We start from the raw sequence: 20,374 nt of genomic DNA, 5'->3' as shown, positions 1-20,374 counted from the left end.
GTGAAAGAAACACAAAAAATGTTGAAATCCAATGAAAAATAACTATATTTGAACCGTCTAATCAGACGCACTTAGTGGTATACTTTTCAATTACTAAGTGGAGTACTTTTCAGTTATTATCTACAACCTTTGTATAATCAAGTTCCTGAATACCTTCTTTAGTTACTTCCCAACAGTTGTTTTCAAAGAAAAACATCTGCCGTGATCGGGTGGGGGTGTCGAAATTCGGTTGAAGAAAATCGATATTAGAAAGTTTGTCCGGTCCGAGATATTGCGGGCCACCTTTGTACAGCATATTTAGTACGGCTTCGCTTGCAATCGACTTGGTAAAGTCTGTAACGAAGTCCCTAACGTCTGTTGCTTCTATCATCTTGACTATTGGCGGGTCCAGGTGTATCAAAGCCGTTGTCCCGTCGATCTTACGATATCGACCAAATCCCCGGTTTTGGAGAAAGCGGAAACAGCGGGCATAGTTGAAAGAATAGACGGTGTATCTCTCTCCGCTTCTATTCTCTTTTTCGATTTCTTCCCAATACTGTTCGTCCGGCTCCAAAGGCTGGGCGGAAACAAATTCGCCAAACTCGTTAAACTTCCAGGCATGTTTGCCGATACGAAATTCCGGAAGATTTTTAAGTATCTCTTTGTGAGCTTCGGCAAACTTAGCTGGATGGTTTAGGTGCCAATATTCTTCCAGCTTATGATCTGTAACAGATGTGATTTTGTATAAAGTTAAATACTTTCCTGTCAGGTTCTTATTATATAGTAGTGTGTTTAGATCGTTCAGGATAGTATCTTCTTTCCCTTTCAGGGTATTCGCTAAGAGATCGTCAATACCTTTGTCGTCAGCTTCGTTCTTATTTACATGCCCGAAATATAGTTCAATGAATAAATTCCGACTTTTAAGAGAACGGCAGTATTCCTTAAAATTTCGGACCGCATAAAAGAAATTACGCGGGCGTTTTTCTACTTGATCGTTGATCTTTATATTGCTGGAAATATCATTCCAGTCTGCATCGAGCAGGAAACAAACTTCTTTAACATGACATCCTTGTATAATCCGGATTAAGTCTTCGGGTAACCGTCCCTGTTGGCCTAAGTTTTGTATTCCGGATATGGCCACGGACATCAACCCATGTTTGCAGGCTTTTTCTGCTTTCTTTTCTCCTTCCTGGATAAAAAGCATGTCGATCGATCGGCCTTCTTTATAGGCTTCGCGTAATCGTTCCGGGATATAAATATGTGTACCACCACCATAGGGAGTTTTATACTTTCCGGCTTTCCCAGCTTTATCCAAATGTTCTTCCGGGAACTGCCAACGAACGCGGTAATAGTTTCGCCGTTTATCCGTAGGCTGTTTCTTATTGTCCAAAACAAAATAGGATATTGGATAACCTTCTAAGTCATAATATTCAATAATGGCATCATCGCCGGCAGGGTCGATTTCCCCCCGACTATCAATAGTCCCTTTGCGGAACGTTTGCCATTTTAAACAGGTCTTTTCCTTATCCTTCCGGAAAACACTTGCCATCACATCTTTGGGAGTTAGTCCGGATGCGGCCAACATGCGATTACAGAAACAATCGCCTTTTTGTGAGGTGACTTTTTTAGTTGTTTGCTTTTGCTTTTTGGGTGCTTCTTCTGGTAAAATATATCCTATATGTTTAGCCAGGTATTGCAGGGCATCAGGATAACTCATGTGTTCCCCCTTCATCAAAAAGTCAATAGGTCTTTTTCCGGATAGCTCATTACAGGCGAAACATTTGAAAATGTGTTTCGTCGGGTTGATCTCTAACTTATTTGCACCACATAAAGGGCAGGTCCCAACAGAGGAAACCGACCCTGATCGGTGTAGTGTGACAAATTCGCCGATTACTTCAACCAGCCTGTTTTCTGTTCTATCCAGGATATTTTTTGCATCATCATCAGGAACATACGACATAATCAGTATAGTTTTTCGAGTTCTCGTTTTAGTTTTACAATTGTCTTTTCTGTTTCCGATCTTTTTCCTTCGGTCTTACCTGCTAGGTAGGAACAAAAACAGTCGTCCAGGATTTCGGCTTCACTGGGGGATATATTTTGTATGATTATTTGGCCGTGTTGGTCTTTTTCTACATACATTTGATTTGTTCTTATTAAGGAAAACCACCCTTGTTGTCGTGGTGGTTTCCCGGATTAATACTATCTCTTTCATCAAAAAGGAAGATCGTCGGCGGCTAACGCGTCTTTTGCCTGGTTGTATTCTTCGGTATTTATGTTGGCCGGTTCACTACGAAAAACGATAGGTTTGGCATCCCCTAAGATGGGAAGGTTTGCCCGATCGTCTTCGCTCATTTTTTCCCGGACCTCTTTTGAATGGTTCTGTTTCACCAGGTGCGTTTTTTCATCCTTTAGATTATTAGCTTCATAAGCGTTCAAACCTATGTATACACCTCTTTCCGATTGGTACAGATCATTATCCACGACGGGGATGATAAGACATTTTTTTATTTCACCGGTTTTATTGCTTTTGATATCAATGACAGCGGTGTTTTTGAGCTTTAATAAATTGAGATTTATAGCGTAACTTGACATAACTACTTATTTAATAGGTAACTTGAATTTTTGATGTGCTTTAATAAAACTACGTTGAAAATGCTCGGCATCGCACAAACACCCCTATAGAGGCAGGGATGTTGTGCATTAGCATTCAGCCGGCATTCCCGGCAGATATCATCGAATACCTGCCGGAGAACGTCCGGGGGAATTAGTTCTTTTTCCATCCCTGACGAAATTCATTCAAAAAATCCTCTATACCTTTAACTGTATGGGATTTACGCCAATTATTAGAGTCTAACTTTTCTGTGACTTTGCAGAAAAGGGCAAGTGTTGAAGCTGCTTTGCTGATAACCTCTTCCAAAAACTTACGATGGAGAGTGTTGTCAAGGTTTAAATTTAGGCCGGAAAATTCGACGCTAAATTTGCCTGGTTCTTGCTGTTTAAACCCTAAACCTATATGTTCTATAGAGCAATCATCTTTTTTGAATAGTGCCTTTTGGTCTATTTTAGCAAATAGAGGATGTTTTCTAATGCTCTGATTTGTGATCTCTGTGTTTAGTTCTGACAATTCTTCAACAATAATTTTTAGAATTGCTTCGTCTGACTTTGATAGGGGAAGATTTGTAATCATAATACCAGTGTTTTAAATTAATTATTTGAATTTGTTGTTGTTCCAAAATGCGACCATTTGGGCCACAGTCCGGACACCTATTTTTCGTTTGATATTTTCCCGATGGTTATTCACCGTAGGAAGGGATAGGCTTAATTCTTGTGCTATTTCGTACCCATCGAAACCATCGACGATTAGCCGGAATATATCCATTTCCCTTTGTGTTAAATTTGTATTGGGTTCAGGTTTGCATATGATACCTTCGTCCAGGCATTCCCCCCGCAGCGGGCACCTGACTTCTTCGAAACAGAAGTTACCACGCCGATCAATGTCGAAACAGTATTCGTCGAGTTCTCCGAAGTTGCAGCGTGCAAACCTTTTTACAATTGAAAATTCATAGAACAGCCGGTTTCTACTTCGAACCGTATAGAGTTCACATAGCCGGTCAAATGCTTTGGGGTATCGTTCGGAAATAGCTTCCATCATCCAACCTATTAGGTCTCGATCGCTTTCTTTCAGTTTGCGTAACGGTTGGTTTTCGATATGATACATAACGTCGCCGTTCGGTACATTGTAGAACTCGACGTTATAGTAACGAATACTTATCTGCCCTTTCATTGCCATGAAAATTTTTGGTTACATAACTCTTCCAGCTTGTTTTGTTCTAATAGGGAGAATTTGCCTTTTCTGAGTTTGTAATAAAAGGAAGTATAAGCGATTCCGCTTGCAGAAAGAAAGCCGTCGCGGATGCTCGTTTTTTCATCTTCCGGCAAACCTTCGTAATAGTACTTAAATACTATTTGATCTGTTTTTTCTGAATATCCCATTTCAATACAAATTTTAGTGCTATATTTATACTGCAAAGCAATTAAAAAATTGGATTAAATCCAAATAAAAACACTGATAAATGCAATAAAAAATATTGATATATGGCTAATTTGCACTTAATAAGCGATTTACTCGAAAAGAAAAAAATTGGCAAAATCCAATTTTGTGAACAAGTTGGGATAACAGATCAAACTTTAAGACAGATTCAGACTCGTAATTCAACGAGAACTGATATTTTAGAAAAAATTGCACAAGTCTTAAATGTTCCTGTAGGTTATTTTTTTGGAGAGCAAATAGGTATTGTTGTTTCTGGTGAACATAATCAGGTTCACAATGGGCAGGGAGATCAGGTGATGTTGACTCCTGAGCAAAGAGAAATAGAGCATCTTCGGGAAATAATTACAGAGAAAGAAAAAATTATAGATGAAAAAGAAAGATTGATACAAGTCCTTATGGATAAAAAGTAAAGTCTAAATTTTACATTATATATAATGTAGGGGAAAATTAAGGGAAATTTTGAGGTAATAAGCAGATTTACAAACAGGGTGAAAGTACCACCCTGGTCACAAAAGGACTTCCAAGTGTTGGAAGTCCTTTTTTTATGGGCCTGCGTGTAAACTTTTCTTTTTTATTTATGTTTTATAAATGAATAACTAATTTAAGAAAGAACAAAGATTATGTCAGTGGTTTATAAATTTCTTTTTCCTTCCAGGCCGGAAGGAAATGCGTTTTCCCTTTTTTTGTTAGCGTTGCGTATCCTTTTCGGGGTATTGCTGCTTTCGCATGGCATCCAGAAATGGACGAATTTTAGTGCCATGTCGGGATCTTTCCCGGATCCGTTGGGCGTAGGAAGTACGTTGTCGTTGGGGCTGGCTATTTTCGGGGAAGTATTTTGTTCCGTAGGTTTTATATTCGGGGCGTTTTATCGTTTGGCTATGATCCCGATGATCTTTACAATGGGAATGGCCTTTTTTGTGATACACGGGAATGATCCGTTTGCCGTGAAGGAATTGGCCTTTATTTATCTGGTGGTGTTTGTGCTGATGTATATAACAGGGCCTGGTAAATATTCTATCGATCATATCATATCCTCTGAATTATCTAAAAAGAAACGATGAGGTTATATACTTGCATACGAAAGGAAACAAAAAAGGCGGGAATTGTTATTCCTGCCTTTTTTGTTGTGTTAGCCTTCTCTTAATAAATAGTGGGAAAATAAGGTGTTTTTTGTGTTGGTTGGGAAAATGAAAAAAGCAACCATGCTAATCATGATTGCTTTTAAAGAGGTGGGCGTTGACGGATTCGAACCGCCGACCCTCTGCTTGTAAGGCAGATGCTCTGAACCAGCTGAGCTAAACGCCCGAATGTGAAATCATTTTGGTAATGAGTGGGCGTTGACGGATTCGAACCGCCGACCCTCTGCTTGTAAGGCAGATGCTCTGAACCAGCTGAGCTAAACGCCCAAAGTGAAATCAATTCGTTATGAAAGGTGGGCGTTGACGGATTCGAACCGCCGACCCTCTGCTTGTAAGGCAGATGCTCTGAACCAGCTGAGCTAAACGCCCTTTCATTTATTCATTAAGTTTGATACGCTCTATCTCTCTAAAGCGCTGCAAAGATACGGCTTTTTTTATTACCTCCAAATATTTTTGAGAAAAAGTATAAAAAAACTTCATCTCTGCCTATATGTATTAAGATTTATAGTAACTTTGCAGTTCCATATTAATAATGTATATGATATTTTCGACACTGACAGCAATTTCGCCTGTAGACGGGCGATACAGAAATAAAGCCGAGAACTTGGCGGCTTACTTTTCAGAGTATGCGCTCATTAAATACAGAGTGCAGGTTGAGATCGAGTATTTTATTACTCTGTCTGAATTCTTACCGCAGCTACGTGCGTTGGCGACTGTGGAGAATAAAGAGGCTTTGCGGAAAATTTACCGTGAGTTTTCGGTTGAAGACGCTACCCGTATTAAAGAGATCGAAAGTGTGACGAATCATGATGTAAAGGCTGTTGAATATTTTATAAAAGAAAAATTCGATTTGTTATCTTTACAGGAATACAAGGAATTTATCCATTTCGGATTGACTTCTCAGGATATTAACAATACATCTGTTCCATTGTCTATCAAGGAAGCTTTGAATGAAGTGTATTTCCCCGGTTTGCAGGAAGTGATCGACATGTTGAAAAAGTATGCCGAAGACTGGGTGGATATCCCCATGTTAGCCAAAACACATGGACAGCCGGCTTCTCCTACCCGTTTGGGAAAAGAAGTGATGGTATTTGTTTATCGTTTGGAGCAACAGGTGAAATTGTTGAAAGCGACTCCTGTTTCCGCCAAGTTTGGTGGAGCAACCGGTAATTTCAACGCGCACCATGTGGCTTATCCTGATTATGACTGGAAAGTTTTTGGAAACAAGTTTGTGAATGAAGTGTTGGGACTGAGCCGTGAGGAATGGACGACACAGATTTCCAACTATGATAACATGGCCGCTATTTTTGACGGAATGAAACGTATCGATACGATCCTGATCGATTTGTGCCGTGATTTCTGGCAGTATGTTTCCATGGAGTATTTCAAACAGAAGATCAAAGCCGGCGAGGTCGGTTCGTCTGCCATGCCGCACAAGGTGAATCCGATCGACTTCGAAAATGCGGAAGGTAATCTGGGTATGGCAAATGCTATCCTGACACACTTGGCTGGCAAGTTGCCGATTTCACGTTTGCAGCGTGACTTAACAGACTCTACTGTCCTTCGTAATGTCGGTGTACCGATGGCTCATATCGAAATCGCATTCAAAAGTTTAACAAAAGGACTGGGTAAGTTGTTATTAAACGAAAAAGCATTGTACCGGGATTTGGATAACTGCTGGGCTGTAGTGGCCGAAGGAATTCAGACTGTTCTTCGACGTGAAGGATATCCGAAACCTTATGAAGCATTGAAAGCCTTGACCCGTACGAATGAAGGCATTACAGCCGATTCGATCAGTCATTTTATTGATACGTTGCAGGTTAGTGATGCTGTTAAAGCTGAATTAAAGGCGATAACGCCGCATAATTATACAGGTATTTAGTGAGAAACAATGGGTAGCCGTGAGGTTACCAAGTAGTTAATTATCATTTAATTTACATCAAATGAGCACAGAAGAAAGAGATGAATCTCAACCGCGTCCAAGAAAGGTGATACCAAGTATCAGACGGGAAAACACAGACCAGGATTCTGAAAGAAGACCTTACAATCAAGGTTATAACAGACCTGAAGGAAACAACTATGAACGGAGACCATATAACCGTCCTAACCGGGATGACCGCGGAGGTTATAATTCTTATGGGGACAACCGCTCTTCTTATGGAGACAGACCGAGTCGCCCGCGTACGTATGATAACCGTGATGGCGGTTATAATAAACCGTATAACCGCGATAATGGTGGAAACCGTAGCTATGGTAACTCTAATCGTGAAGGCGGCTATAACAGCAGACCCTCTTATGGCAACAATCGTTCTTATGGCAACAATGATCGTTCTTCCTACGGCAGCAGCGATCGTCCTTCTTACGGCAATGACCGTTCTTATGGGAACGATCGTCCTTACAATCGTCCGTCTCGCCCGAACTATGAAGACAGAGGAAAGGCTTATTCTGCCACTCCGTCCGGTGATGGTGCTTTGGGTGATGGTGTAAAGAAAAGAAGACCGCGTGTAGGTGACACCCGTGTAAGTTCGCCGTACGACAACCGCGATAATCGTGGTGGCAGACCTTCATACGGCAATAACAACAACCGTTATGGAAACAGTGGCGGTGGACGTGGCGGCTACAATAACAACAGACGTCCGAACAATAATCGCCGTCCCGGTGATTACAATCCGAATGCCAAGTATAACTTCCAGAAGCAGTTGAAGTATAAGGAAGTGTTGGCCGATCCGAACGAACCGATCCGTTTGAATAAATTCTTGTCCAATGCAGGTGTTTGTTCGCGTCGCGAGGCTGATGAATTTATCCAAGCCGGTGTTGTACAGGTAAATGATCAGGTGGTAACAGAATTGGGAACGAAGATTACCCGTCAGGACAAGGTGTTGTTTAAAGACCAGCCGGTTCAGATCGAAAGTAAAGTGTATATCGTTTTGAATAAGCCGAAGAACTGTGTGACAACATCCGATGATCCTCAGGAACGTCTGACCGTCATGGATCTGGTAAAGAACGCTTGCCAGGAGCGCATTTATCCGGTGGGTCGTCTGGACCGTAACACGACGGGTGTACTGCTGCTGACTAACGATGGTGATCTGGCTTCCAAGCTGACGCATCCTTCTTTCAAGAAGAAGAAGATCTACCATGTATGGTTGGATAAGAACGTATCTATTGAAGATATGGAAAAGATCGCCAACGGATTGGAGCTTGAAGACGGAGAAATCCATGCTGATGCTATCAGTTATGCAAGCGAGGATGACAAGAGCCAGGTCGGTATCGAAATTCACTCAGGACGTAACCGTATCGTCCGTCGTATTTTCGAATCACTGGGCTATCACGTGGTTAAACTGGATCGTGTATATTTTGCCGGTCTTACAAAAAAGAACCTGGGACGTGGAAAGTGGCGTTATCTGAACGAACGTGAAGTGAACGCGCTCCGCATGGGTGCTTTTGAATAATATAGAGTTTAGCCGGTTGGAAAAGCCGGCTAACTTGTTTTGATTACCTAAGAATAAAAATATAAACATGGAAGCAATTAAAAGAACAAAGATTGTAGACGTACTGAAAAGCGATGCTTTCGGCACGACCGTTAACGTAAAAGGGTGGGTGCGTACCCGCCGTGGTAGTAAACAGGTTAGTTTCATAGCCCTCAATGACGGTTCTACAATAAATAATGTTCAGATCGTTGTAGACGTGGATAAGCTGGGCGAAGAATTTCTGAAGCCGATAACAACAGGTGCGAGCATCAGTGTAAACGGTACGTTGGTGCAGTCGCAGGGGAAAGGCCAGAATGTGGAGATCCAGGCTACTGAAATAGAAATTTACGGTTCTGCCGATCCGAATACTTATCCTTTGCAGAAGAAAGGTCATTCGATGGAGTTCCTGCGTGAGATCGCTCATCTCCGTCCACGTACGAATACATTCGGTGCAGTGTTCCGCATTCGTCATAACATGGCTTATGCCATTCATAAATTTTTCCATGACAGAGGGTTCTTCTATTTCCATACACCGCTGATCACTGCTTCCGACTGTGAAGGTGCAGGCCAGATGTTCCAGGTGACGACCATGAACCTGTACGATCTGAAGAAGGATGAAAACGGATCGATCATTTATGATAACGATTTCTTCGGCAAACAAGCGAGCTTGACTGTTTCCGGACAGTTGGAAGGTGAATTGGCCGCTACGGCTTTGGGACAGATTTATACATTCGGTCCGACTTTCCGTGCAGAAAACTCCAATACGCCGCGCCACTTGGCCGAGTTTTGGATGATCGAACCGGAAGTGGCTTTTAACGATATCTTGGACAATATGCAGTTGGCAGAAGAGTTCATCAAGTATTGCGTACAATGGGCTTTGGACAACTGTATGGACGATATCAAATTCTTGAATGATATGTTCGATAAAGGTTTGATCGAACGTCTGCAGGGAGTGCTGAAAGACGATTTTGTCCGTTTGCCTTATACGGAAGGAATCAAGATTCTGGAAGAGGCCGTTGCCAAAGGCCATACGTTTGAGTTCCCGGTATATTGGGGTGTCGACCTGGCTTCAGAGCATGAACGTTTCCTGGTTGAGGATCATTTCAAACGTCCGGTAATCCTGACTGACTATCCGAAAGAGATCAAAGCTTTCTATATGAAGCAGAATGAGGATGGCAAGACGGTTCGTGCGATGGATGTATTGTTCCCGAAAATCGGTGAGATTATTGGTGGTTCCGAACGTGAAGCCGACTATGACAAACTGCTGAACCGCATCAATGAAATGGGGATTCCGATGAAGGATATGTGGTGGTATCTGGATACTCGCCGCTTCGGTACAGTTCCTCATTCCGGTTTTGGCTTGGGATTCGAACGTTTGCTGTTGTTTGTGACAGGTATGACAAACATTCGCGACGTGATTCCTTTCCCGCGTACACCGAAGAATGCAGATTTCTAATTTCGCATGAAATTGAAAAATAAAAAACTCCGCATAGAACATCAGAGGACTATGCGGAGTTTTTTATTTAATCTTCATCTTCCAAGTCGATTGGTATTTGCCGTTTGAACGCTTCTTTGAAAGAGATCAGCGATTCGGTTCGGGCAAGGCCTAACGGTTGAAGTTTATTATGGATAATGCTTAACAAATGCTGATTATTTTTCGCATATATCTTTATGAATAAGTCATATTGTCCTGTCGTGTAATGACATTCAACCACTTCCGGGATTTCCTTCAGAGCTTCCGTAACCGATGGAAATTGCCCGGGAGATTTGAGGAACAAGCCCATGTATGCACAAGTTTCATAGCCTACTTTTGTATTGTCGACGATAAATTCGGATCCTTTGATTACGCCCAGGTTGGTGAGTTTTTGTATGCGCTGGTGTATTGCTGCACCCGATACATTACACTCCCGTGCAACTTCGAGGAAAGGCATACGGGCATTGCCTATGATTAGTTTTAATATCTTCTCGTCCAGTTCATCCAGTTGATGGTGTGCCATAATGTATGTATATTTGTATATCTATATAATCAGTTCTTACAATCTTAATACAAATATAAATAATCTCTAATGATTAATCTCTATTTTTTAGTGGAATATTTTAGTTTGTAAGTTCCTTTGGTAATAATAATCTTCAATTTTATAGTTTTATGAGTTTACAATCAGTAGTAGAATGTAGGTCTGTAAAAGATTTTTCAGATCCGGTATTAGATTTGATAGAGAAAACATATACGGAATCTTTTCCGGAAGTGGAACGTCGTGATTTTGCACTTGTCCGTCGTTTGATTCAGGATGAGCCGAGGTTTATTGTATATGCTTTGTCAAGAGGTGCTCAGTATGTCGGTTTCATTACCGGATGGCTTTTTGATGGTTATACTTATGCTGAACATTTTGCGATTGATCCGGCTGCCCGTAATGGTGGGATAGGCGCTGAGGCTATGAAGCAGTTTTTAGCTTTCTGTGGGACTCCGGTTGTTTTAGAAGTAGAAATGCCTGCTGATGAAATGAGTAAGCGAAGAATAGGCTTCTATGAGCGGCTGGGCTTTAAATTGGATGATCACGTCTATTGCCAGCCTCCTTACCGGAATGGTGGAGAGTGGTTGGAAATGCGACTTATGACATACGGTGATGTTGGTTTGGAACATTCCTTTGAGCAGGTGAAGAATTGTCTGCACGAGAATGTATATGGGGTAAAGAGGCTTTAATCGGCAACTGGAATACAATAAAAAAAGGCGAAGTTTTCTAACCTCGCCTTTTTTTATTGTATATCCTGAGATCAGTCAGCTGCCTGACGGGCAGAATAACTAATCTTCAATGCGTATGCTTCACGAAGCGCCTGCTTGACATCTGTGATCAGCCCCATCTTGGTATCCTTGTCGGCCTTGATAGACACTGTCATAAACGGCTGGTCGTCTTCTTTCATACTGGATTTTTCCTGAGCAATGTAGTCCTGAATTTCCGATACTTCAGCGAACTTATCATTCAACTGCAAACGGGCTTCAGTACCCATCTTTCCTTGAAATTCCTGATTGGGCTTTCCAACATAGATGAATGTAACCAACGATTTTTTTTCCAGCTTCTGAAGTTCAGTAGCCTGTGGAGCGCGGAATTGCACCATCAATGTTACTTCACGCATGGATGTTACCATCATGATGAAGAACAAGAAAGCGAACACCAAGTCAGGTAATGATGACGTATTCAATTCGGGCATTTCACGTCCGCCCGCTTTACTAAACTTTCCCATTACTTCTTATCTCCATAATTTTTAGGTTCTGCCTCAGAAATCTTTTGCGGATAAATCTGCTGCACAGCCTTTTGTTGTTCTTCATCCAGATCTGCGAATGCTTTTCCAAATTTCTTTTTGGAAACATCATCACGCAGTTCATTATATGCTTTAGCCAATTCGTTCTGAACACTGATGTAAGCCTGATATTCAGTACCACGGTCATTCTGCAAAGAAATTACGTGTTTTTTGGCGGTCATTACTTTTCCGAAGAAAGGAACGTCCTCTTCTGTTTTTTCGGGCTTATTCGCATCATTGTACGGATTTTCAATGAACTCTTTAACCTTGTCTTTCAATTGCTTGATGTCGACGAACTGGTCGCCGCAGAGAATCTGGTTGTTGCTGTTGATCAATACAACCAGCAAGTTTCTCTTGTTAACTTCAACATCATCCTTCTTTTGATCTTTGGGTATAGGAGGCGGCAAACGTCTTGCCAAACCTTTATCTGTATCCATGGATGTAGTAATAAGGAAGAAGATAAGCAACATGAAAGCAATATCGGCTGAAGAAGATCCATTGATACCCGGTGTCTTTCTTTTCTTACCCATTTCTTTCTTGTTTTATCAAATTCGTTATTACTATTATTTACTGATCATTCTTTTTACAGAACCCCAAACAACACAAGCAACGATTAACACTAACAGGATTGTTGTAGACCAAATCCACATATCTGTAATTTTCAGCCAACCAGCTGTGTTATATTTTTGAGAATCGGCATTCATTCCTCCTAACGGAGTTGCATCTCCGATAGAATAAGTTATGAACAGCATTGCAATGAAAGCTACTGCGACAATCAATGAAGTAACAGCAGCCTTAGGATTTGATGTCAATAAAGTGACAAACTGCCAAATTGCAAACAATACCATGCAAGCAATCGTGATAAAGAATAATCCTGTTGTCCAATTGATCAACAAGCCGGTATTTACATATTCTTTCATTTCTTCGCCTGGATTCGATACGCCTCCGCCGAAGAACAGACCCAGTACGACAAGGCTGATAAGTGAAACTATCAGCAGTGTCCAACTGGACATTTTTCTAATTTTAGTAACTGCCATAGTTGTTTATTATTTTCTGAATTTAAGGTTGTATTTGATAACTAAGTCCAGCAATGTGATAGAAGCATCTTCCATCTGGTTCAGGATTGCTTCCAGTTTGCTCAGCAAATAGTTATAGAATACCTGAAGGATCAGTGCAACGATCAAACCACCTACAGTTGTGATCAAGGCCACTTTCATACCACCTGCTACAACCGTCGGGCTGATATCACCAACCTGTTCGATTTTGTCGAACGCCATGATCATACCTACTACAGTTCCCAAGAATCCTAATGACGGAGCCATTGCGATAAACAATGTGATCCAAGACATGTTCTTTTCCAAAAGACCACCCTGAACACCACCATAAGAAACGATAGATTTTTCAACAACGTCAATACCCTGATCGATTCTCATCAAACCCTGATAAGCGATAGATGCGATAGGACCTCTTGTGTCACGAGCGATAGCTTTTGCGCCTTCTACATCACCTTTATCCAAAGCTTCTTCAATACCTTTCAGCAATTTGCTGGAGTTAGTTTCAGCCAAGTTCAGATAGATAATTCTTTCCAAGCAGAAAGCCAAACCGAAAATCAATGCGATAGCAACCAAACTCATGAAGTCGGCACCACCTTCGATAAACTTAGTCTTCAAAGCCTGGTACATGCCACCTTCAACAGCGGTTTCGGTAGCTTCTTGCGCGAATGCTACAGAAGAGATTCCAAGAGCACATAAACTCATGAACGTTTTTGCGAAATACTTTTTCATTGTGTGTTTAATTTTTAAGATTAATAATTCTCTTATTTGTTTTTATTTTTTTGTTATTAATAATCGTCATGGTATCTTAAAGCGGAGAGAGCGGGATTCGAACCCGCGAAACCCTTTAGGGGTTTACACGCTTTCCAGGCGTGCCTCTTCAACCACTCGAGCATCTCTCCAAAAACAAGCCACCGCTTTTCTAAAACGGGTGCAAAATACGAAAAAAATCGCATATCCAAACGTTTCAGTGCACAAATCTATAGTTTTTGCTTGATATATGCACAATATCTGGCGGATAAATTTTGAATACGCGCGAAAATATCTCATGATATTGGTTTATTCTCGATTTTAAATAGTTTTAGAGCATTTATCCGTGTTGTTTCAACGGTCTTTTCGAGCGTCAGTCCATAGGTCTGGGCTACTTTTTCAGCCGTTTTCCAGATATAGGCCGGCTCATTCCTTTTTCCCCGATAGGGGACGGGAGCGAGGTAAGGCGCGTCTGTTTCCAATACTATTTTATCGATGTCTGTCTGACGGATTATTTCCGATAGGCGGGAGTTCTTAAATGTAATCACTCCATTTATTCCGATTTTGAAATTTTTTAGTTTATTTATTTCAGCCAATTCTGCTTCATTACCGGTAAAACTGTGGAAGACTCCGGTGAGCATGTCGGCTCCTACCTTATATAAAGAGTCGAAAACTTCCGGGTATGCCTCGCGGGTATGGATGGCAACCGGCAGATTGAGATCGATGCTCCATCTGAGTTGTTCCTCGAATACTTCTTTTTGTTCCTTCAGGAATGTTTTGTCCCAATACAAGTCTATGCCTATTTCCCCGATTCCGCAATAGGCGCGTTTTCCGAGCCATGCCTCTGTCGCCTTCAAGTTATTGGCATAGTTTTCGTCCACGCTGGTCGGGTGCAATCCCATCATCGGGTAGGCGAAATCCGGATAGCGGTCGCATAAATCATGCATCCTCCCGATGGTGGCCGTGTCGACATTCGGAAGGAGCAGGGCGTCTATGCCCGACTCTTTTGCCGCGGTGACCAGTTGGTCCTGCTCCGGATCAAAATCCTCCAAATACAGGTGGTTGTGTGTGTCGATCAGTTTCATTTCAAGATTGGCGATTCATTAAACGGGCGCTGACTCCTTTCAGTATGTTTAGCTTTTCGGGAGCTACGCTTAACGAGTCAAGGCAGTTCATGGCCAGGTCATAATACGCGTGTATTTTTACTTCGGACAACTCTTTTAACCGCAGGCGGTCATAGATAGCTGTTACGGCGGCTATTTTCTCTGCCGGATCGAATGTCTTTTTGCCGATCCAGCTGTCCAACTCTGCTTTTTGGGCGTCCGAAGCAAGTCGGAATGCATTGATCAGCATGAATGTCTTTTTGTTGCAGAGTATGTCCCCTCCGATATTTTTGCCGAAAGTGGCGGTGTCACCGTAAACATCCAACAGGTCATCCTGCAATTGGAAAGCCAGGCCGATATTGATACCGAACTGATACAGCGCTTCGGCATCGGCTTCCGGCGCATTTCCCATAATGGCTCCCATCTTCAAGGCGCAGGCAAGCAGTACGGCTGTTTTCAACCGGATCATTTCGATATATTCCGCTTCCGTTACGTCTGTTCTCGATTCGAACTCCATGTCGTACTGCTGTCCGCCGCATATCTCAAGTGCCGTGCGGGTGAACAGGTCCAATATCTCTTTTAATGCCTCGGACTTGGTTTCGCCGATCAGTTGATAGGCCGCGATCAGCATGGCATCGCCTGAGAGGATGGCCGTGTTGGCGTTCCATACTTTATGGACCGTCGGTTTGTTTCTTCTTTTATCGGCTTCGTCCATCAGGTCGTCGTGCAGAAGGGTGAAGTTGTGGAATACTTCCAGTCCTAAGGCCGGCTTGATTGCTGCATCTATATTTTCCTGATATAGATTACATGCCATTAATACGAGTGCCGGACGGATTCTTTTTCCACCGAGTGAAAGTATGTATTCGATCGGGTCGTATAGACTTTTGGGAGGACAGGTGAATTGAAGTTGAGCAATTTCCTGCTCTATCTTCTGTAGGATATCATTAAATGCGAACATAGAATCTTTGTTTAAATAAAAAAGGCTGCGATGGAAGCAGCCTTTTCGTACTATTTACATGTTATTATTGCAGTCTGAATGTAACAGGCACTGTGTATTTAACACGTACGGGTTTACCTCTCTGTTTACCCGGTGACCATTTCGGCATGGCGTTGATCACACGGAGGGCTTCTTTATCCAGTGACGGGTCAACACCACGGATAACTTCTGCGTCTACGATGGAACCGTCTTTGTTAACCACAAACGAGCAGGATACACGACCCTGAATACCGTTTTCCTGGGCAATAACCGGATATTTGATCGATTTCGACAGGTATTGCAACAAAGCGCCTTGTCCGCCGGGGAATTCAGGCATTGTTTCTACAACAGTAAAAATCTGCTGTGAGGATTCCTCTTCTTCTTCAACTACTGCGGGAGGAGTATAAGCTTCAACCTGTGCCGAAGAGGCATCGTCTTCCGAAGAAACGATGTCGACATCATCCAACTTGACGTCATCTTCTACAACGGTTAATACTTCTGCCACAGCAGGTGCTGGGGGTGGAGGAGGTGGGGGAGGCGTGTCCTCCGGTCTCGTGATTTCAACTTCTTCTTCCGCGATGATATCAGCAACGCCCTCATTCTGGACGATTGTGATTTCACGGTCGCTCCATTCGAAGCCAACGAACAGTACTGCAAGTCCGACGATCATACCCATCAGGATACCCATCGTCTTACCTTTTTCCAGGTCCGCTTTCGGTGATTTCTTAACTTCCATATCTCTTAGTGTTTAAAGATGTGTTTTTCTTCTGCGACAAATATACGGAGTTATTTTTTAAATCCGAACAATTCGTATTAAATATACGCTATTTTTACTTTTTTTTTGACTGGGAATAAAAATAATAGCTCCCATATACCTTTTTGGGCTTTTTCCCGTTTCTGTAATTGGGATGTATATCTCTGCATTTATTTATCTTTGTAGGCATTTTACCTGAGAAATATGAAAAATATTCTATTTATACTCTTCTTTTCCTTCCTGTTACAGGCTGTTGCCGGGCAAACCGGCGATACCGGATATACTTTTCTCCGCTATCCGTCTTCGGCAAGAGCCAATGCGATGGGAGGCAATACGATGTCATTGATCGAACGGGATCCTTCCCTGATTTTCCACAACCCCGCTTTGCTGGGAGCCGAGATGGATAAGATGGTCAATCTGAATTACCTGAATTACATATCGGATATCAATGTCGGCAGTGCCCTCTTTACCAAGGCATACAAAGAAAAAGGCGCCTGGGGTGTGGGAGCTTCGTTTTTCAGCCAGGGAAAGATACGGGGAATGTCGGAGGAAGGCCTTCCGACGGGAGATTTTACGGCAAAGGACATCAGTGTGAACGGTTTCTTCTCGTATGACCTTTCCGAGCGATGGCGGGGCGGGGCTTCGTTGAAGTTTCTGTATTCGGGTATCGGCGATTATACCTCGATCGGCCTGGCTGTCGATGCCGGCTTGAGCTATTATGATTCTGAGAAAGGATTTTCTTTCGGCTTTGCTTTCAAGAATATCGGGGCGCAATTGAAGGCCTACGAGGACGAACGCCAGAAAATGCCATGGGATATCCAGATGGGGATCACCAAACAGATGGCGCATGCGCCGATCCGCTTGTCGCTTACTGCGCAGTACCTGACGAAGTGGAAGGTCGACTATGTGGACGATTACGACAAGGAATATACGGGGGATAATTTTTTCAAATCCTTTGTAAAGCATCTGGTGATCGGTGTCGATTATGTCCCTTCCGACAACTTTTGGTTGGGCATAGGATATAATCCTAAAACGGCATTGGACATGAAATTGCAGGGGGGGAACGCCCTTGCCGGTTTCTCGGGTGGAGCCGGTGTGCGGATCAAGATGTTCGATGTAGGCGTTTCCGTAGCCAAATATCATCCATCGGCTCTTTCCATGATGCTGAGCATTTCCACTACGATCAGCGATTTCTGAATAAATCCGGCTTTTTGACCTTACGTTTTTCCCATTCCATCTGTCACTGTGTCACTTATTCCTCTTTACCTGTTGATATTCAGCTTGTTCTGTTAGTGATACATGCCTGTTTTCTCTATCACTACAGTGTCACTACCCTATCACAGGTAATTGGGTGGGGAAACATATATTTTGTTTGTAAATACTTGTATATGAGTGTATTGTAAATAACACAAACAACAAGCGCCCTATTCTCACTCCTGCAAATCATTCGATTATTATATGTAAAAACGACTATAAAATATGTAAAACCAAGTAGTTCTCATGGCCCGGAAAGGTGCTTTAGTTGCCGGACATCCCCCTGTTGCCCCTTTTTACACCCGGGTGTAGAGAGCCGGCACACCCGGGTGTAAAGGGTGGCGACATGGGGGTGTTTACGGGATTATGTGCTTGTCCTTTGCTAAAAAAGAGATGGCTTTTGTGGAATGAAGAACCGTATTCAGCCAATTTAACACCTATTGTATTCGTTTTTACATTTGTTTATTTGATTATTTGATATGCTTTTTCAAAAGCGAAAGAGGACAATGTGCTGTTTTTCAATTATATGATAGAAATACCATGTTTTAGGAGTGATAGATGAGTGATAGATGAAAACGTCATGTATCATTGCTACTAACGTTTGAATATCAACGGATACAATCTTCATAGTGATAGAGTGACAGATGATTTGCAGAAAACTTCGTATGAAGATCACAGCCTTGGAAAATTTTGATGCGGTTACTCTTGTTATAATTTATTGGATTATATCGAACTCACCTTACATTAGCATCTTTGCCATAACTTATAGATCGTTCGCCGGCAAGCGGACGGTTAATGAATTATGTGGAAAACAATAAAATATAAGGATGAATAGGATAATTTATAAAGGGAAGGAAAATAATCTGTTGTATATTTGCAACTCCTTTACATTAATATATATGGCAATGAAAAAGATTATTATAGCGATAGACGGTGTCTCTTCTACCGGGAAGAGCACGATGGCAAAAGATTTGGCAAAGGAGTTGGGATATACTTATATTGATACGGGAGCGATGTATCGGGCGGTTACGTTGTACAGCCTGCAACATGGATTCTTTGCGGACGGGGGAATCGATGAAAAGAAGTTGCAGGATTCGATGGGCGACATCGATATCTCTTTTCGTTTTAACCCGGAAACCGGACGTCCCGATACCTATCTGAACGGTGTGAAAGTGGAAAAAGAGATCCGGGGCATGGAAGTCGCCAACCGGGTAAGCCCGATTGCCGCTTTAGGTTTTGTACGCCGTGCGATGGTTGCCAAGCAGCAGGAGATGGGAAAAGCGAAGGGGATCGTGATGGACGGCCGGGATATCGGTACGGTTGTGTTCCCGGATGCAGAACTGAAGATTTACGTGACAGCCAGTCCGGAAGTGCGTGCCCAACGCCGTCTGGACGAACTGAAAGCCAAAGGGGAGGCGGCTTCTTTTGAAGAAGTCCTCGAAAATGTCAAGACGCGTGACCATATCGATATGACGCGTGCCGAAAGCCCGCTCCGTAAGGCGGACGATGCGCTGGAGCTGGATAACTCGCATCTGACGATTGCCGAACAGAAGGCCTGGCTGTTGGAACAGTATGAAAAAGTAGTGGAGACGGATTCATTATGATAGAAGTCGAGATAGATAAAGGTTCCGGCTTTTGCTTCGGGGTGGTGACGGCTATCGAAAGCGCCGAACGTGAACTGAAAAATACGGACCGGTTGTATTGCCTCGGAGATATCGTGCACAACAGCCTGGAAGTGGAACGGTTGGAGGAGTCAGGGCTGCGGACGATCGAGCACGATGAGTTTACCCGCCTGAAAGGTGAAAAGGTGTTGCTTCGGGCGCATGGAGAACCGCCGTCGACTTACGAGATTGCCCGGCGGAACAATATAACGATCGTAGATGCGACCTGTCCGGTGGTGCTTCAATTGCAGCGTAAGATACATAAATGTTATGTGGCTACGCGCGACACCCATACGCAGGTTGTGATCTATGGAAAGAAAGGGCATGCCGAGGTAAACGGCCTGGTCGGACAGACGGAAGGTACTGCTGTCGTTATCGAGAAGGTGGAGGATCTCGACCGGCTGGATTTTAACCGGAATATCTGCCTCTTCTCACAGACGACCAAGTCGCTGGACGGGTTCCGTGAAGTGGTGGCCGAGATCCGGCGCCGTATTGCGGAGGGAGTTCGGTTCGAGTATTTCGATACGATCTGCCGCCAGGTGGCGAACCGGTTGCCGAACATCAAGACGTTTGCTTCCAGGCATGATTGGGTGTATTTTGTTGCCGGAAAGAAAAGTTCCAATGGCAAGATGCTGTTGGAAGAATGCAGGAAGGCGAACCCGAACACGGTCTTTATCTCCGAAGCGAAGGAAATTACCGAGCCGTTGCCGGAAGGTGTGAACAGCGTGGGGGTGTGCGGAGCCACGTCTACCCCGAAATGGTTGATGGAAGAAGTAGCTGTGCGCATCCGTGAGTTGAATGCCAACCGCTGACCTTTCGGGTTAAGATTTGATGAAGTTTTGGAAAATAGACAGCTTTTTGGCAAATAATTATTACTTTTGCCGCGAACAT

Annotated in this window: 22 protein-coding genes and 4 tRNA genes; 9 read left to right on the top strand and 17 right to left on the bottom strand. The window is 43.0% G+C overall.

What is annotated here, in order from left to right; genetic code table 11:
* Positions 1 to 109: 109 nt before the first annotated feature.
* The 5 genes from ACW6QF_RS15160 to ACW6QF_RS15140 form a co-directional block, all read right to left on the bottom strand.
* The gene (locus tag ACW6QF_RS15160; protein WP_456088430.1) at positions 110 to 1,939 is read right to left on the bottom strand and encodes a CHC2 zinc finger domain-containing protein; all 1,830 of its coding nucleotides are present in this window, start codon (positions 1,937 to 1,939) and stop codon (positions 110 to 112) included.
* Positions 1,940 to 2,190: 251 nt separating this feature from the next.
* A complete protein-coding gene (locus ACW6QF_RS15155; protein ID WP_456088429.1) occupies positions 2,191 to 2,571 on the bottom strand; it encodes a hypothetical protein in 381 nt (126 codons plus the stop codon).
* A 172-nt stretch (positions 2,572 to 2,743) separates the two neighbouring features.
* Positions 2,744 to 3,166 carry a hypothetical protein gene (locus tag ACW6QF_RS15150; protein WP_456088428.1) on the bottom strand — a complete coding sequence of 141 codons (423 nt, stop codon included), beginning with the start codon at positions 3,164 to 3,166 and terminating at the stop codon, positions 2,744 to 2,746.
* A gap of 21 nt (positions 3,167 to 3,187) precedes the next feature.
* Positions 3,188 to 3,763 (bottom strand): response regulator transcription factor, encoded by a 576-nt coding sequence (locus ACW6QF_RS15145; protein WP_456088427.1) that lies wholly within the window; start codon positions 3,761 to 3,763, stop codon positions 3,188 to 3,190.
* Positions 3,760 to 3,972, bottom strand: coding sequence for a hypothetical protein (locus ACW6QF_RS15140; RefSeq protein WP_456088426.1), 213 nt, complete (start codon positions 3,970 to 3,972; stop codon positions 3,760 to 3,762). The genes ACW6QF_RS15145 and ACW6QF_RS15140 overlap by 4 nt, the downstream gene beginning before the upstream one ends.
* A gap of 102 nt (positions 3,973 to 4,074) precedes the next feature.
* Between ACW6QF_RS15140 and ACW6QF_RS15135 the strand changes: the two genes are divergently transcribed.
* Both ACW6QF_RS15135 and ACW6QF_RS15130 read left to right on the top strand, forming a co-directional pair.
* Positions 4,075 to 4,440, top strand: coding sequence for a helix-turn-helix domain-containing protein (locus tag ACW6QF_RS15135; protein ID WP_456088425.1), 366 nt, complete (start codon positions 4,075 to 4,077; stop codon positions 4,438 to 4,440).
* A gap of 210 nt (positions 4,441 to 4,650) precedes the next feature.
* Complete coding sequence (locus ACW6QF_RS15130) at positions 4,651 to 5,091, top strand: DoxX family protein (protein WP_298553482.1); 441 nt, start codon at positions 4,651 to 4,653, stop codon at positions 5,089 to 5,091.
* A 169-nt stretch (positions 5,092 to 5,260) separates the two neighbouring features.
* Here the strand turns inward: ACW6QF_RS15130 and ACW6QF_RS15125 are convergent.
* The 3 genes from ACW6QF_RS15125 to ACW6QF_RS15115 all read right to left on the bottom strand — a co-directional run bounded on the left by ACW6QF_RS15125 (position 5,261) and on the right by ACW6QF_RS15115 (position 5,538).
* Positions 5,261 to 5,335, bottom strand: a tRNA-Val gene (locus ACW6QF_RS15125).
* 26 nt (positions 5,336 to 5,361) lie between these two features.
* Positions 5,362 to 5,436: transfer RNA gene (locus tag ACW6QF_RS15120), tRNA-Val, on the bottom strand.
* Between the two features lie 27 nt (positions 5,437 to 5,463).
* Positions 5,464 to 5,538: transfer RNA gene (locus ACW6QF_RS15115), tRNA-Val, on the bottom strand.
* A gap of 169 nt (positions 5,539 to 5,707) precedes the next feature.
* Here ACW6QF_RS15115 and purB point away from each other — a divergent pair.
* The 3 genes from purB to asnS all read left to right on the top strand — a co-directional run bounded on the left by purB (position 5,708) and on the right by asnS (position 10,092).
* Entirely contained in the window at positions 5,708 to 7,051 is a 1,344-nt protein-coding gene (gene purB, locus ACW6QF_RS15110; RefSeq protein WP_456088424.1) for an adenylosuccinate lyase, read from the top strand.
* Between the two features lie 61 nt (positions 7,052 to 7,112).
* On the top strand, positions 7,113 to 8,618 hold the full coding sequence (locus ACW6QF_RS15105) for a pseudouridine synthase (protein ID WP_298549676.1): 1,506 nt from the start codon (positions 7,113 to 7,115) through the stop codon (positions 8,616 to 8,618).
* 67 nt (positions 8,619 to 8,685) lie between these two features.
* The gene (gene asnS / locus ACW6QF_RS15100; protein WP_298549674.1) at positions 8,686 to 10,092 is read left to right on the top strand and encodes an asparagine--tRNA ligase; all 1,407 of its coding nucleotides are present in this window, start codon (positions 8,686 to 8,688) and stop codon (positions 10,090 to 10,092) included.
* Positions 10,093 to 10,159: 67 nt separating this feature from the next.
* Here asnS and ACW6QF_RS15095 read toward each other — a convergent pair whose 3' ends face one another.
* A complete protein-coding gene (locus ACW6QF_RS15095) occupies positions 10,160 to 10,633 on the bottom strand; it encodes an Lrp/AsnC family transcriptional regulator (protein WP_008152579.1) in 474 nt (157 codons plus the stop codon).
* A gap of 149 nt (positions 10,634 to 10,782) precedes the next feature.
* Between ACW6QF_RS15095 and ACW6QF_RS15090 the strand changes: the two genes are divergently transcribed.
* A complete protein-coding gene (locus ACW6QF_RS15090) occupies positions 10,783 to 11,337 on the top strand; it encodes a GNAT family N-acetyltransferase (RefSeq protein WP_456088423.1) in 555 nt (184 codons plus the stop codon).
* A gap of 71 nt (positions 11,338 to 11,408) precedes the next feature.
* Here the strand turns inward: ACW6QF_RS15090 and ACW6QF_RS15085 are convergent, their stop codons facing one another.
* The 8 genes from ACW6QF_RS15085 to ACW6QF_RS15050 all read right to left on the bottom strand — a co-directional run bounded on the left by ACW6QF_RS15085 (position 11,409) and on the right by ACW6QF_RS15050 (position 16,550).
* Positions 11,409 to 11,876, bottom strand: coding sequence for an ExbD/TolR family protein (locus ACW6QF_RS15085; RefSeq protein ID WP_298549668.1), 468 nt, complete (start codon positions 11,874 to 11,876; stop codon positions 11,409 to 11,411).
* Complete coding sequence (locus ACW6QF_RS15080; RefSeq protein ID WP_298549666.1) at positions 11,876 to 12,463, bottom strand: ExbD/TolR family protein; 588 nt, start codon at positions 12,461 to 12,463, stop codon at positions 11,876 to 11,878. The genes ACW6QF_RS15085 and ACW6QF_RS15080 overlap by 1 nt, the downstream gene beginning before the upstream one ends.
* Before the next feature lie 33 nt (positions 12,464 to 12,496).
* Complete coding sequence (locus ACW6QF_RS15075; RefSeq protein WP_298549664.1) at positions 12,497 to 12,970, bottom strand: hypothetical protein; 474 nt, start codon at positions 12,968 to 12,970, stop codon at positions 12,497 to 12,499.
* A gap of 9 nt (positions 12,971 to 12,979) precedes the next feature.
* Entirely contained in the window at positions 12,980 to 13,717 is a 738-nt protein-coding gene (locus ACW6QF_RS15070) for a MotA/TolQ/ExbB proton channel family protein (protein WP_456088422.1), read from the bottom strand.
* 82 nt (positions 13,718 to 13,799) lie between these two features.
* Positions 13,800 to 13,887: transfer RNA gene (locus tag ACW6QF_RS15065), tRNA-Ser, on the bottom strand.
* Between the two features lie 144 nt (positions 13,888 to 14,031).
* Positions 14,032 to 14,820, bottom strand: a complete 789-nt coding sequence (locus ACW6QF_RS15060) for a TatD family hydrolase (protein ID WP_456088421.1) — start codon at positions 14,818 to 14,820, stop codon at positions 14,032 to 14,034.
* Position 14,821: 1 nt separating this feature from the next.
* On the bottom strand, positions 14,822 to 15,796 hold the full coding sequence (locus ACW6QF_RS15055; RefSeq protein WP_456088420.1) for a polyprenyl synthetase family protein: 975 nt from the start codon (positions 15,794 to 15,796) through the stop codon (positions 14,822 to 14,824).
* A gap of 64 nt (positions 15,797 to 15,860) precedes the next feature.
* Positions 15,861 to 16,550: an energy transducer TonB gene (locus tag ACW6QF_RS15050; RefSeq protein ID WP_298549660.1), complete on the bottom strand. Its 690-nt coding sequence runs from the start codon at positions 16,548 to 16,550 to the stop codon at positions 15,861 to 15,863.
* Positions 16,551 to 16,772: 222 nt separating this feature from the next.
* Between ACW6QF_RS15050 and porQ the strand changes: the two genes are divergently transcribed.
* From porQ to ACW6QF_RS15035, 3 genes are all read left to right on the top strand, one after another.
* The gene (porQ, locus tag ACW6QF_RS15045) at positions 16,773 to 17,765 is read left to right on the top strand and encodes a type IX secretion system protein PorQ (protein ID WP_456088419.1); all 993 of its coding nucleotides are present in this window, start codon (positions 16,773 to 16,775) and stop codon (positions 17,763 to 17,765) included.
* 962 nt (positions 17,766 to 18,727) lie between these two features.
* Positions 18,728 to 19,426 (top strand): (d)CMP kinase, encoded by a 699-nt coding sequence (gene cmk, locus ACW6QF_RS15040; RefSeq protein WP_298549657.1) that lies wholly within the window; start codon positions 18,728 to 18,730, stop codon positions 19,424 to 19,426.
* The gene (locus ACW6QF_RS15035; RefSeq protein ID WP_456088418.1) at positions 19,423 to 20,295 is read left to right on the top strand and encodes a 4-hydroxy-3-methylbut-2-enyl diphosphate reductase; all 873 of its coding nucleotides are present in this window, start codon (positions 19,423 to 19,425) and stop codon (positions 20,293 to 20,295) included. Before cmk ends, ACW6QF_RS15035 begins: the two co-directional genes overlap by 4 nt.
* Positions 20,296 to 20,374 lie beyond the last annotated feature (79 nt).

This window comes from Parabacteroides sp. (assembly GCF_977054455.1).
The sequence above is the reverse complement of the archived record's forward strand: the minus strand, read 5'-3'. Positions and strand labels throughout refer to the sequence as shown.

Coding starts and splice junctions, on each gene's coding strand:
- ACW6QF_RS15160 (WP_456088430.1), bottom strand. CDS start 1,939: ATGTCGTATGTTCCTGATGATGATGCAAAAAATATCCTGGATAGAACA.
- ACW6QF_RS15155 (WP_456088429.1), bottom strand. CDS start 2,571: ATGTCAAGTTACGCTATAAATCTCAATTTATTAAAGCTCAAAAACACC.
- ACW6QF_RS15150 (WP_456088428.1), bottom strand. CDS start 3,166: ATGATTACAAATCTTCCCCTATCAAAGTCAGACGAAGCAATTCTAAAA.
- ACW6QF_RS15145 (WP_456088427.1), bottom strand. CDS start 3,763: ATGAAAGGGCAGATAAGTATTCGTTACTATAACGTCGAGTTCTACAAT.
- ACW6QF_RS15140 (WP_456088426.1), bottom strand. CDS start 3,972: ATGGGATATTCAGAAAAAACAGATCAAATAGTATTTAAGTACTATTAC.
- ACW6QF_RS15135 (WP_456088425.1), top strand. CDS start 4,075: ATGGCTAATTTGCACTTAATAAGCGATTTACTCGAAAAGAAAAAAATT.
- ACW6QF_RS15130 (WP_298553482.1), top strand. CDS start 4,651: ATGTCAGTGGTTTATAAATTTCTTTTTCCTTCCAGGCCGGAAGGAAAT.
- purB (WP_456088424.1), top strand. CDS start 5,708: ATGATATTTTCGACACTGACAGCAATTTCGCCTGTAGACGGGCGATAC.
- ACW6QF_RS15105 (WP_298549676.1), top strand. CDS start 7,113: ATGAGCACAGAAGAAAGAGATGAATCTCAACCGCGTCCAAGAAAGGTG.
- asnS (WP_298549674.1), top strand. CDS start 8,686: ATGGAAGCAATTAAAAGAACAAAGATTGTAGACGTACTGAAAAGCGAT.
- ACW6QF_RS15095 (WP_008152579.1), bottom strand. CDS start 10,633: ATGGCACACCATCAACTGGATGAACTGGACGAGAAGATATTAAAACTA.
- ACW6QF_RS15090 (WP_456088423.1), top strand. CDS start 10,783: ATGAGTTTACAATCAGTAGTAGAATGTAGGTCTGTAAAAGATTTTTCA.
- ACW6QF_RS15085 (WP_298549668.1), bottom strand. CDS start 11,876: ATGGGAAAGTTTAGTAAAGCGGGCGGACGTGAAATGCCCGAATTGAAT.
- ACW6QF_RS15080 (WP_298549666.1), bottom strand. CDS start 12,463: ATGGGTAAGAAAAGAAAGACACCGGGTATCAATGGATCTTCTTCAGCC.
- ACW6QF_RS15075 (WP_298549664.1), bottom strand. CDS start 12,970: ATGGCAGTTACTAAAATTAGAAAAATGTCCAGTTGGACACTGCTGATA.
- ACW6QF_RS15070 (WP_456088422.1), bottom strand. CDS start 13,717: ATGAAAAAGTATTTCGCAAAAACGTTCATGAGTTTATGTGCTCTTGGA.
- ACW6QF_RS15060 (WP_456088421.1), bottom strand. CDS start 14,820: ATGAAACTGATCGACACACACAACCACCTGTATTTGGAGGATTTTGAT.
- ACW6QF_RS15055 (WP_456088420.1), bottom strand. CDS start 15,796: ATGTTCGCATTTAATGATATCCTACAGAAGATAGAGCAGGAAATTGCT.
- ACW6QF_RS15050 (WP_298549660.1), bottom strand. CDS start 16,550: ATGGAAGTTAAGAAATCACCGAAAGCGGACCTGGAAAAAGGTAAGACG.
- porQ (WP_456088419.1), top strand. CDS start 16,773: ATGAAAAATATTCTATTTATACTCTTCTTTTCCTTCCTGTTACAGGCT.
- cmk (WP_298549657.1), top strand. CDS start 18,728: ATGAAAAAGATTATTATAGCGATAGACGGTGTCTCTTCTACCGGGAAG.
- ACW6QF_RS15035 (WP_456088418.1), top strand. CDS start 19,423: ATGATAGAAGTCGAGATAGATAAAGGTTCCGGCTTTTGCTTCGGGGTG.